The 10,853-nt window shown below is 63.3% G+C and carries 10 protein-coding genes; 2 read left to right on the top strand and 8 right to left on the bottom strand.

The genetic code is table 11. The features are described from left to right. Positions 1-51: 51 nt before the first annotated feature. From G1E_RS13145 to G1E_RS13130, 4 genes are all read right to left on the bottom strand, one after another. The gene (locus tag G1E_RS13145) at positions 52-2,898 is read right to left on the bottom strand and encodes a valine--tRNA ligase (RefSeq protein WP_009687044.1); all 2,847 of its coding nucleotides are present in this window, start codon (positions 2,896-2,898) and stop codon (positions 52-54) included. 184 nt (positions 2,899-3,082) lie between these two features. After that, the gene (locus tag G1E_RS13140; protein ID WP_009687043.1) at positions 3,083-3,424 is read right to left on the bottom strand and encodes a hypothetical protein; all 342 of its coding nucleotides are present in this window, start codon (positions 3,422-3,424) and stop codon (positions 3,083-3,085) included. 5 nt (positions 3,425-3,429) lie between these two features. Next, positions 3,430-3,858 carry a DNA polymerase III subunit chi gene (locus G1E_RS13135; RefSeq protein ID WP_009687042.1) on the bottom strand — a complete coding sequence of 143 codons (429 nt, stop codon included), beginning with the start codon at positions 3,856-3,858 and terminating at the stop codon, positions 3,430-3,432. Positions 3,859-3,908: 50 nt separating this feature from the next. Next, complete coding sequence (locus G1E_RS13130) at positions 3,909-5,402, bottom strand: leucyl aminopeptidase (protein WP_009687041.1); 1,494 nt, start codon at positions 5,400-5,402, stop codon at positions 3,909-3,911. Between the two features lie 301 nt (positions 5,403-5,703). Here G1E_RS13130 and lptF point away from each other — a divergent pair, with 301 nt between their 5' ends. After that, the gene (lptF, locus tag G1E_RS13125) at positions 5,704-6,819 is read left to right on the top strand and encodes an LPS export ABC transporter permease LptF (protein WP_009687040.1); all 1,116 of its coding nucleotides are present in this window, start codon (positions 5,704-5,706) and stop codon (positions 6,817-6,819) included. Continuing rightward, positions 6,812-7,873: an LPS export ABC transporter permease LptG gene (gene lptG / locus G1E_RS13120; RefSeq protein WP_029886777.1), complete on the top strand. Its 1,062-nt coding sequence runs from the start codon at positions 6,812-6,814 to the stop codon at positions 7,871-7,873. The genes lptF and lptG overlap by 8 nt, the downstream gene beginning before the upstream one ends. Positions 7,874-8,080: 207 nt before the next feature. Here lptG and G1E_RS13115 read toward each other — a convergent pair whose 3' ends face one another. From G1E_RS13115 to G1E_RS29515, 4 genes are all read right to left on the bottom strand, one after another. Continuing rightward, positions 8,081-8,569 (bottom strand): RDD family protein, encoded by a 489-nt coding sequence (locus tag G1E_RS13115; protein WP_009687037.1) that lies wholly within the window; start codon positions 8,567-8,569, stop codon positions 8,081-8,083. Between the two features lie 88 nt (positions 8,570-8,657). Continuing rightward, positions 8,658-8,870 carry a cold-shock protein gene (locus tag G1E_RS13110; protein WP_003257941.1) on the bottom strand — a complete coding sequence of 71 codons (213 nt, stop codon included), beginning with the start codon at positions 8,868-8,870 and terminating at the stop codon, positions 8,658-8,660. A gap of 358 nt (positions 8,871-9,228) precedes the next feature. Then, positions 9,229-10,350 carry a glycine cleavage system aminomethyltransferase GcvT gene (gene gcvT, locus G1E_RS13105; protein ID WP_009687036.1) on the bottom strand — a complete coding sequence of 374 codons (1,122 nt, stop codon included), beginning with the start codon at positions 10,348-10,350 and terminating at the stop codon, positions 9,229-9,231. A gap of 27 nt (positions 10,351-10,377) precedes the next feature. Further along, positions 10,378-10,853: L-serine ammonia-lyase, iron-sulfur-dependent, subunit alpha (locus tag G1E_RS29515; protein ID WP_047149877.1), on the bottom strand; the 476-nt coding region annotated here is incomplete at its 5' end.

Genomic DNA, 10,853 nt, shown 5'->3' with positions numbered 1-10,853 from the left:
GCCTTGTGTCGCGAAAGGGCCGCACAGCGGCCCCAGCGGTCTATCAGGTTGTCACAGCGCTGCAATGCGCGCGTGCTGCTCGGTGAAGTTGGCCAGGGCCTGTTCGGACTCGGCCAGCTTGGCGCGCTCCTTCTCGATCACCGCAGGCGGGGCCTTGTCGACGAAGGCAGCGTTGGACAGCTTGCCACCCACGCGTGCCACTTCGCCCTGCAGGCGCTGAATTTCCTTGTTCAGGCGCGCCAGCTCGGCATCCTTGTCGATCAGCCCGGCCATCGGTACCAGCACTTGCAGGTCACCCACCAGCGCAGTAGCCGACAGCGGTGCCTCTTCGGCATCGCTCAGCACGGTGAACGATTCGACCTTGGCCAGCTTCTTCAGCAAGGCTTCGTTCTCTTGCAGGCGGCGCTGGTCGTCGGCGTTGGCGTTCTTCAGGAACAGTGGCAGCGGCTTGCCCGGGCCAATGTTCATTTCGGCGCGGATGTTGCGCAGGCCGACCATCAGCTCTTTCAGCCATTCGATATCACCTTCGGCGGCAGCATCGATGCGGCTTTCATTGGCCACCGGCCATGGCTGCAGCATGATGGTCTTGCCTTCGATACCGGCCAGCGGTGCGATGCGCTGCCAGATTTCCTCGGTGATGAACGGCATGAACGGGTGTGCCAGGCGCAGCGCCACTTCCAGCACGCGCACCAGGGTGCGGCGGGTGCCGCGGGCGCGCTCGACCGGGGCATTTTCGTCCCACAGCACAGGCTTGGACAGCTCCAGGTACCAGTCGCAGTACTGGTTCCAGATGAACTCGTACAGCGCCTGGCTGGCCAGGTCGAAGCGGAACTGCTCCAGCTGGCGGGTCACTTCGGCTTCGGTGCGCTGCAGCTGCGAGATGATCCAGCGGTCAGCCAGGGACAGCTCATAGGCCTCGCCGTTCTGGCCACAATCCTCGCCCTTGTCCAGCACGTAGCGGGCAGCGTTCCAGATCTTGTTGCAGAAGTTGCGATAGCCTTCGACGCGGCCCATGTCGAATTTGATGTCGCGGCCTGTGGAAGCCAGCGAGCAGAAGGTGAAGCGCAAGGCGTCGGTGCCGTAGCTGGCGATGCCTTCGGGGAATTCGGCCTTGGTCTGCTTGGCGATTTTCTCGGCCAGCTTGGGCTGCATCATGCCGCTGGTGCGTTTTTCCAGCAGGGCGTCGAGGGTGATGCCGTCGACGATGTCCAGCGGGTCCAGCACGTTGCCCTTGGACTTGGACATCTTCTGGCCCTGGCCATCACGCACCAGGCCGTGCACGTATACGGTCTTGAATGGAACCTGCGGGGTGCCGTCCTCGTTCTTGATCAGGTGCATGGTCAGCATGATCATGCGCGCAACCCAGAAGAAGATGATGTCGAAGCCCGTCACCAGTACGTCGGTGGAGTGGAACTTCTTGAGGAATTCGGTCTGCTCCGGCCAGCCCAGGGTAGAGAAGGTCCACAGGCCCGAGCTGAACCAGGTGTCGAGCACGTCGTCGTCCTGGCGCAGCACCACGTCGGCGCCCAGTTGGTGCTTGGCGCGCACTTCCTGTTCGTTGCGGCCAACGTAGACCTGGCCGGCCTCGTCGTACCACGCCGGAATGCGGTGGCCCCACCACAGCTGGCGGCTGATGCACCAGTCCTGGATGTCGCGCATCCACGAGAAGTACATGTTCTCGTACTGTTTGGGCACGAACTGGATGCGGCCGTCTTCCACGGCAGCAATGGCAGGCTCTGCCAGCGGCTTGGTGGACACGTACCACTGGTCGGTCAGCCAGGGCTCGATCACGGTACCGGAACGGTCGCCTTTCGGCACTTTCAGGGCGTGGTCGTCGATGCTGACCAGCAGGCCCTGGGCGTCCAGGTCGGCCACGATCTGTTTGCGCGCCACGAAGCGGTCGAGGTTGGCGTACTGCGCCGGCAACTGGGTGTCGACCTGCTCGTTGACGCTGCCGTCGAGGTTGAAGGCCTGGGCGTTGGCCAGCACGACGGCATTCTTGTCGAAGATGTTCAGCAGCGGCAGGTTGTGCCGCTTGCCGACTTCATAGTCGTTGAAGTCGTGGGCCGGGGTGATCTTCACGCAGCCGGTGCCGAACGCCGGGTCGCAGTAGTCGTCGGCGATGATCGGAATGCGGCGGCCCACCAGCGGCAGCTCGACGTACTTGCCGATCAGTGCCTGGTAGCGTTCGTCATTCGGGTTGACCGCCACGGCGGCGTCGCCCAGCAGGGTTTCCGGGCGGGTAGTGGCAACCACCAGGTAACCCTCGCCTTCGGCGGTCTTGGCGCCATCGGCCAGCGGGTAGCGCAGGTTCCACAGGTGGCCTTTTTCGTCGTGGTTTTCCACTTCGAGGTCGGAGATGGCCGTGTGCAGCTTGGTGTCCCAGTTGACCAGGCGCTTGCCGCGGTAGATCAGGCCATCTTCGTGCAGGCGCACGAAGGCTTCCTTGACCGCTTCGGACAGGCCGTCGTCCATGGTGAAGCGCTCGCGGCTCCAGTCCACCGACGAGCCCAGGCGGCGGATTTGCCGGCTGATATTGCCGCCGGACTGATCCTTCCATTCCCAGACCTTCTCCAGGAACTTCTCGCGGCCCAGATCATGCCGGTTCTGGCCCTTGGCCTCCAGTTGGCGCTCGACCAGCATCTGGGTGGCGATGCCGGCGTGGTCGGTGCCTGGCTGCCACAGGGTGTCGCGGCCTTGCATGCGGCGGAAACGGATCAGGGCATCCATGATCGCGTTGTTGAAACCGTGGCCCATGTGCAGGCTGCCGGTGACGTTCGGCGGCGGGATCATGATGGTGTAGGACTCGCCTGCACCTTGTGGAGCGAAATAGTTCTCGGACTCCCAGGTGTTGTACCAGGAAGTTTCGATGGCGTGCGGCTGGTAGGTCTTATCCATGCGCGGCGGGACCCTGTGCATTTATTCGGGAAAGCCGGGAAGTATAACCAAGCTGGGGGCCGCAGGCGACAAGCTGCTGACAACTGTCGGAACTGTGTTGCCTGCTGCAACAAGCCCACCACAGGCGTTGAGGTCCCTGTAGGAGCGGGCATGCCCGCGAAGCAGGCAACACCGATGTGCGGTTTTACTCGGAACGCTTGATCAACCGCTCGATGCGCGCATCCAGCCGGCGCTTGATTTCGTTCTCGATATGCGGGGTAAAGTCGTTGATCACGTCCTGCATGATCATCTGCGCCGCGGCGCGCAGCTCACTCTCCAGGTGCAGCAGGGTGTCCTGGCGGCGCGTCTGCGGGTCTTCCTCGGGCGCAGCTGCTTCGGTAACCGGCGCGTCCGGCAACAACGGAAGTTGCTCGACCGTTTCGGTCAGCAGGGGGGGTTGCAGGTCGGCATCGCCGAGCAACTGGCGGATCGACTCAAGGTCGTCGAGCAGGTGAGCCGAGTCGGGCAGGGGGGAGTGCTTGTCCATCGTCGTCAAAGTCGCTGTAAGCGGTGGTCTTGCAGAGCATAGCCCTGTTCACGGTAGAAACGGAATCGCTCTCGCGCCGATTGGCGAATGTCGGGCGCCTCGACGACGATTTCCGCCACCCGCTCGAACTGGCCGACAAAGCCCGGCACGCTGGCGCCCAGGTTGATCAGCAGGTCGTGATGGTCACCGGCGTGTTCCGCCAGGCCCAGGGCTACGCCGGCATCGGCATGCACCTCGGCCAGGTCGTGGGGCACGAAGGCTTCGCCCTTGAAGCGCCACAGGCGCAGGTCCAGTTCGTCGCGTTGCTCGGCATCCTGGCAATGCAGGTAGACCCGGTGGCCAAGGCGCCAGGCCTTTTCACACAGCTTGCAGGCGAAATCGAGCCGCGCCGACAGCGAGTCGGTAGGCAGAATATAGAAGTCGACTTTGCTCATGGTCGGTATGGCCGGCCGGTGGCGCGCCAGGCACCACCGGCGTCATGGCCTCAGGCGCCAGCGCGGTCCAGCAGGTACTGGGTCAGCAGCGGCACCGGGCGACCCGTGGCGCCCTTGTCCTTGCCGCCGCTGACCCACGCCGTACCGGCGATGTCCATGTGCGCCCAGTTATACGCCTTGGCGAAACGCGACAGGAAGCAGCCTGCGGTGATGGTGCCGGCCTTCGGCCCGCCGATGTTGCCCATGTCGGCGAACGGGCTGTCCAGTTGTTCCTGGTACTCGTCGAACAGCGGCAGTTGCCAGGCGCGGTCGTCTGCGCGCTTGCCCGCGTCGAGCAATTGACCGACCAGGTCGTCGTTGTTGCCCATCAGGCCGGAGGTGTGGCTGCCCAGGGCGACGATGCAGGCGCCTGTCAGGGTAGCGACGTCGATCACCGCCTGTGGCTTGAAACGCTCGGCGTAGGTCAGGGTATCGCACAGCACCAGGCGGCCTTCGGCGTCGGTGTTGAGGATTTCCACGGTCTGGCCGCTCATGGTGGTGACGATGTCACCCGGGCGGGTGGCGCCGCCACTTGGCATGTTCTCGGCGCAGGCCAGCAGGCAGACCAGGTTGATGGGCAGTTGCAGTTCCAGCACCGCACGCAGGGTGCCCATGACGCTGGCGGCACCGCACATGTCGTACTTCATTTCGTCCATGCCGGCGCCGGGTTTCAGGCTGATGCCGCCGGTGTCGAAGGTGATGCCTTTACCTACCAGCACGAAGGGCTTGTCGGCCTTCTTGCCGCCCTGGTAGTTGAGCACGATCAGGCGTGGCGGCTGGTCGCTGCCCTGGCCCACGGCGTAGAAGGCGCCCATGCCCAGGTCCTTGATCTTCTTCTCGTCGAGCACTTCGACCTTCAGTGCCTTGTGCGCCTTGCCCAGGTCCTTGGCCTGCTCGGCAAGGAAGCTCGGGTGGCACAGGTTCGGTGGCAGATTGCCCAGGTCGCGGGTGAACGCCATGCCGGTGGCGATGGCGCTGGCGTGCTTCACCGCGCGCTCGACGTCGGCCTGGCCGGCCTTGTCTGCCAGCAGGGTGACTTTTTTCAGTGCGCGCGGCTCGACCTTCTGGCTCTTGAAGCGGTCGAACACGTATTCGCCGTCCTGCAGGGTTTCGGCCAGCAGGCGGTACTTGCCGTAATGGGCATCGCGGTTGCTGACGGCGATATCGTCCAGGGCCAGCACGGCATCGGCGCCGTTGAGCCCCTTGAGCACACCGGCGACGCTGGCGACCAGCTTGCGCCAGGCGCGGTCGCCCAGGGCTTCGTCCTTGCCACTGCCGACCAGCAGGACGCGTTCGGCCTTGAGGCCCGGGAGGTTGTGCAGCAGCAAGGTCTGGCCCGGTTTGCCGGCCAGATCACCGCGCTTGAGTACCGCGCTGATGGCACCCTCGGTGGCCTGGTCGACGGCCTTGGCCACCGCGCCAAGTTTGCGATTTTCACCGACTGCAATGACCAGGGTGGCGGTTTTTACCGATGCAGCAGCTACGCTTTTTACAACCAGTTCCATGTCAGGGTCCCCGAATGATCGATACAAATGGCGCTGTACATTGCAGCGCTCTGGACGGGCCTGGCCGCGTCGTCGCGCGCCAGCGGAAAAGCTGCCAGTTTGAGCCTGCGGCCCGCGTGCTGACAACCCCGTTATGCGCCTTCACGCGCCGCCAAGTGACAGGCGCAGCCAATCACAGGATAATGCGCGCACTTTACATGGAGGTTCGCCTTTGGCGAACCGGCATTGGTCTTGGATGTACTAAGTCATTGTTTGGCGCCATTGCATGGCAGTCCGCCCTGACAACCCAGGAGTGTCTGGTTTGATCGTCTTTCGTTATCTGTCCCGCGAGGTCCTGGTGACCTTGAGCGCCGTCAGCGCCGTGCTGCTGGTGATCATCATGAGTGGGCGCTTCATCAAGTACCTGGCCCAGGCCGCCCAAGGCGTGCTCGACCCGGGCGTATTGTTCCTGATCATGGGCTTCCGCCTGCCGGGTTTCCTGCAGCTGATCCTGCCCTTGGGGCTGTTCCTCGGCATTCTGCTGGCGTACGGCCGCCTGTACCTGGAAAGCGAAATGACCGTGCTCTCGGCCACTGGCATGAGCCAGCAGCGCCTGCTGGGCATGACCATGGCGCCGGCCGCACTGGTGGCGCTGCTGGTGGCCTGGCTGAGCCTGAGTCTGGCGCCACTGGGCGTGGCCCAGGTGCAGCAGATCATCGCCCAGCAGGACACCCTGACCGAGTTCGACACCTTGGTGCCAGGCCGTTTCCAGATGCTGCGTGACGGCTCGCGGGTCACCTACACCGAGCAACTGTCGGACGACCGCGTCAAGCTCGGTGGCGTGTTCATCTCCGAGAAACGCTTCAATCAGGACAAGACCAAGGACCGTGCGCCGTCGGTGCTGGTGGCGGAAAAGGGCCACCAGGAGATCCAGGCCGATGGCAACCGTTACCTGGTGCTGGAAAACGGCTACCGCTACGACGGTAACCCCGGCCAGGCCGACTACCGGGCCATCAAGTACGACACCTATGGCGTGTTGCTGCCCAAGCCGGAAGTGGCCGAGGAAGTGACCGAGCGCGAGGCCATTCCGACCCTCGACCTGTTCGGCAAGACCGACCTGCGCGAACGCGCCGAACTGCAATGGCGGCTGTCGTTGCCGATCCTGGTCTTCGTGGTGACCCTGCTGGCGGTGCCGCTGTCGCGGGTCAACCCGCGCCAGGGCCGCTTCCTCAAGTTGTTGCCGGCGATTCTTCTGTACATGGCCTACCTGACAATGCTGATTTCCGTACGTGGCGCCCTGGAGAAGGGCAAGTTGCCGATTGCCCTGGGCATGTGGTGGGTCCACGGGCTGTTCCTGCTCATCGGCCTTGGCCTGATGTACTGGGAGCCATTGCGCCTCAAGCGTGCCGCCCGCCGTGCGGAGGTGACCCATGGCTAAGCTCGACCGCTACATCGGCCAGAGCGTGCTGCTGGCCATCCTGGCAGTGCTGGGGATCATCCTCGGCCTGGCCTCGTTGTTCGCGTTCATCGATGAGATGGGCGACCTGAGCGACACCTACACGGTGATGCAAGCCGGTTACTACGTCTTGCTCACCGCGCCACGGCGGCTGTACGAAATGCTGCCCATGGCTGCGCTGATCGGCTGCCTGATTGGCCTGGGCAGCCTGGCCAGCAGCAGCGAACTGACCATCATGCGTGCGGCCGGTGTGTCCATCGGGCGTATCGTCTGGGCGGTGATGAAGCCCATGCTGGTGCTGATGCTGGTCGGCCTGCTGATTGGCGAATACGTGGCGCCGGTCACCGAGAACAAGGCCCAGGCTGACCGCTCGCTGGCCCAGGGTGGGGGCGAGGCGCAGAGCTCCAAGCGTGGCATGTGGCATCGCCAGGGCGAGGAGTTCGTGCACATCAACGCCGTACAGCCCAACGGCCTGTTGCTCGGCGTGACCCGCTACCGCTTCGACAGCGAGCGCAAGATCCAGACGTCGAGCTTTGCCCGGCGTGCCCAGTACACCGACGATCACTGGTTGCTCAGCGACGTCAGCACGACCTTCTTCCGCGGGGACCACACCGAGGTGGTGAAGGCCCCCACCGAGCGCTGGGACGTGTCGCTGACTCCGCAACTGCTGAACACCGTGATCCTGGCGCCGGAGTCGCTGTCGATCACCGGCCTGTGGGACTACATCCACTACCTGTCCGACCAGGGCCTGAACAACGCCCGTTACTGGCTGGCGTTCTGGACCAAGGTCCTGCAGCCGATGGTGACTGCGGCACTGGTGTTGATGGCCATTTCATTCATCTTCGGCCCGCTGCGCTCGGTGACCTTGGGCCAGCGGGTGTTCACCGGCGTGCTGGTGGGCTTCGTATTCCGCATCGGCCAGGACCTGCTCGGCCCTTCGAGCCAGGTGTTCGGCTTCCCGCCCTTGCTGGCGGTGGTCATCCCGGCGGGCATCTGTGCCCTGGCCGGTGTGTGGTTGCTGCGCCGGGCGGGGTAATGGCCTGAGCTGGAGATAATGCTTGTCTGTTAAGCGTTACTGGGGCTGCTTTGCAGCCCTTCGCGGGCACGCCCGCTCCTACACGCTTGGCGCTGCGCGATCCCCTGTGGGAGCGGGCGTGCCCGCGAAGGGTCGCAAAGCGGCCCCGAATTACTTAACTGACAGGCATTAACCCTAGGCCGGCTTTTTCATCGGGGCCTGGCCTTTCTATTTCTTCTGTTTCGGCACACGCACCAGCTGGCTCTCGGAATAGATGTCATGCCAGCCCCGCTTGCGTTTGTCGATCAGCACCCAGAAGAAACCCAGCCCCAGGCACAACCACGACGCGATCGACACCACAAAGCGCAGCAGTGCCTGCCACAGGCTGATCGCCGAACCATCTGCGTTCTGTACCCGTACGCCCCACACCTGCATGCCCAGCGTCTGCCCGCCGTGGGTCCAGAACTTGGCGAAAAAGCCGAACAAGGCGAACAGCAGCACCGTGGACAGCAACGGGTCGCCGTCCAGTGCGCCTGCCTCGGTCAGCTCGCGCATGCGGGCTTCGCCAATGATCGCCATCTGGATCATCTTGTAGGCCCCAGCGGTCACGATCAGCAGCGCGGTGCACAACAAGAAGTCGTAGAACATCGCCGCCAGGCGTCGGCCCAGGCCGACCGGCGGAAAATCACCCTGGGGTGTGAGCAAAGGCTTGGACATGCAAAACGGCTCCAGAAGATGAAGCCGCTATTCTACGGGCAAAAAAAAGCCCCTGCACTTGGCAGGGGCTTTTGCAGTCGGGTTCGGCTTAGCCTGCAACCTGAACTTTGTCCGCTTGCATGCCTTTCTGGCCCTGCACGGCCTCGAAAGTGACCTTTTGGCCTTCTTTCAGGCTCTTGAAGCCGTTGCCTTCGATTGCGCGGAAGTGCACGAACAGATCCGGACCGCTTTCTGGGGTGATGAAACCGTAACCTTTTTCGTCATTGAACCACTTGACGGTACCGTTCTGACGTTCAGCCATTGTCTTATTTCCTATGGAGCTCGAATTTTGATGACAGTTACTTTCGCACGTTGTGTAAGCGAAAGATTACTGGGCTGGGTTGCAGGAAAGTAAGAGACGTCGAACGGGTTGTAGCAACGCTTGGCTACTGGCCCAGGTCACGAACTATTGCGACCCATGCAAACACAGTAGATTGACTCTACGCCAACTCCCGAGCGAAAAACAAGCCCTCGGCCACGCGGAAAAACGGCCTTTTTTCACGCACCGATCACCGTCGTGCAAACGGCATGGTGGCTGGCCTCGCGCCATGTTCAAAAGTTACCGGGCAGGTTTCGGAAACGAATATGCCACGCCTGCCCGCCACCTTCACAAAGCCGATTCACCCACGGTAGTAACGTTGCGCTACGAAAGGCATTTTACTGACTTTCAAGGCCACCTTCTTGCCCCGCACCACGGCAAATAGCGCGGTGTCGATTGCCGCATGTTCACTATCGATATAACCCATTGCAACGGGCGCTCCAAGTGTCGGGCCAAAACCGCCGCTGCACACTTTGCCAACCGGTTTATCGTTGGCGTCGACAATGTCCGCGCCTTCGCGTACAGGCGTGCGCTCTTGCGGCAACAGGCCGACGCGTTTGCGTGCCACACCGTCGCGCTGCTGGGTGAAGATGGCCTCTGCGCCCGGGAACCCACCTGCACGCTGGCCGTCGGCGCGGCGCACCTTGGAAATCGCCCACAGCAAGCTGGCCTCGACCGGGGTGGTTTCGCTGTTCATGTCGTGGCCATACAGGCACAGGCCGGCTTCCAGGCGCAGCGAATCACGGGCACCCAGCCCGATCGGCTGTACTTCCGGTTCGGCCAGCAGGCGGCGGGCCAAGGCTTCGGCAGCGCCGGCCGGCACCGAGATCTCGTAGCCATCTTCGCCGGTGTAGCCCGAGCGGCTGACGAAGCAGTCTTCGCCCAGCAGTTTTACCTCCCGCAACTGCATGAAGGTCATGTTGGCCACTTCCGGCGCCAGCCGCGCGAGTACATGCGCTGCCGCCGGGCCCTGCAGGGCCAGCAGCGCACGCGCCTCGAACAGCGGCTGCACGTCGCAGGCGTTGCCGATCTGCGCTTGCAGGTGAGCCAGGTCCTGCGCCTTGCAGGCCGCGTTGACCACCAGGAACAGCTTGTCGTCGCCCAGGTTGGCGACCATCAGGTCGTCAAGAATGCCGCCTTGCGCATCGGTGAACATGGCATAGCGCTGCATGCCCACCGGCAGGTCGATGATGTCTACCGGCACCAGGCTTTCAAGGGCTTTGGCAGCGTTGGCACCGTGCAGGATGATCTGGCCCATGTGCGACACATCGAACAGGCCGGCCTGTTCACGGGTATGCAGGTGCTCCTTGAGGACGCCCAGCGGGTACTGCACCGGCATGTCATAGCCCGCGAACGGCACCATGCGCGCCCCCAGCTCCAGATGCAAGGCATGCAGTGGGGTCTTGAGCAGTGTTTCGGACATCGGTGACTCCTTGCTTTCGTTAGTGGGTCAACACTCGATGATGTTGACGGCCAGGCCGCCACGGGCGGTCTCTTTGTATTTGCTTTTCATGTCGGCGCCGGTCTGGCGCATGGTGCGGATGACCTTGTCGAGCGACACGTAGTGCTGCCCGTCGCCGCGCAAGGCCATGCGCACCGCATTGATCGCCTTTACCGAGCCCATGGCGTTGCGCTCGATGCAGGGCACCTGGACCAGCCCGCCAATGGGGTCGCAGGTCAGCCCCAGGTTGTGTTCCATGCCGATTTCGGCGGCGTTCTCCACTTGCTGCACACTGCCGCCCATCACCTCGCACAGCGCCCCGGCAGCCATCGAGCAGGCCACCCCGACTTCGCCCTGGCAGCCCACCTCGGCACCGGAGATGGAGGCGTTTTCCTTGTACAGGATGCCGATGGCCGCAGCCGTGAGCAGAAAACGCACCACCCCGTCTTCGCTGGCACCGGGCACGAAGCGCATGTAGTAGTGCA

Source organism: Pseudomonas sp. TJI-51, assembly GCF_000190455.2.
GTDB lineage: Bacteria > Pseudomonadota > Gammaproteobacteria > Pseudomonadales > Pseudomonadaceae > Aquipseudomonas > Aquipseudomonas juntendi.
This window is presented reverse-complemented; position numbering and strand designations above follow the sequence as displayed.

Coding starts and splice junctions, on each gene's coding strand:
- G1E_RS13145 (WP_009687044.1), bottom strand. CDS start 2,898: ATGGATAAGACCTACCAGCCGCACGCCATCGAAACTTCCTGGTACAAC.
- G1E_RS13140 (WP_009687043.1), bottom strand. CDS start 3,424: ATGGACAAGCACTCCCCCCTGCCCGACTCGGCTCACCTGCTCGACGAC.
- G1E_RS13135 (WP_009687042.1), bottom strand. CDS start 3,858: ATGAGCAAAGTCGACTTCTATATTCTGCCTACCGACTCGCTGTCGGCG.
- G1E_RS13130 (WP_009687041.1), bottom strand. CDS start 5,402: ATGGAACTGGTTGTAAAAAGCGTAGCTGCTGCATCGGTAAAAACCGCC.
- lptG (WP_029886777.1), top strand. CDS start 6,812: ATGGCTAAGCTCGACCGCTACATCGGCCAGAGCGTGCTGCTGGCCATC.
- G1E_RS13115 (WP_009687037.1), bottom strand. CDS start 8,569: ATGTCCAAGCCTTTGCTCACACCCCAGGGTGATTTTCCGCCGGTCGGC.
- G1E_RS13110 (WP_003257941.1), bottom strand. CDS start 8,870: ATGGCTGAACGTCAGAACGGTACCGTCAAGTGGTTCAATGACGAAAAA.
- gcvT (WP_009687036.1), bottom strand. CDS start 10,350: ATGTCCGAAACACTGCTCAAGACCCCACTGCATGCCTTGCATCTGGAG.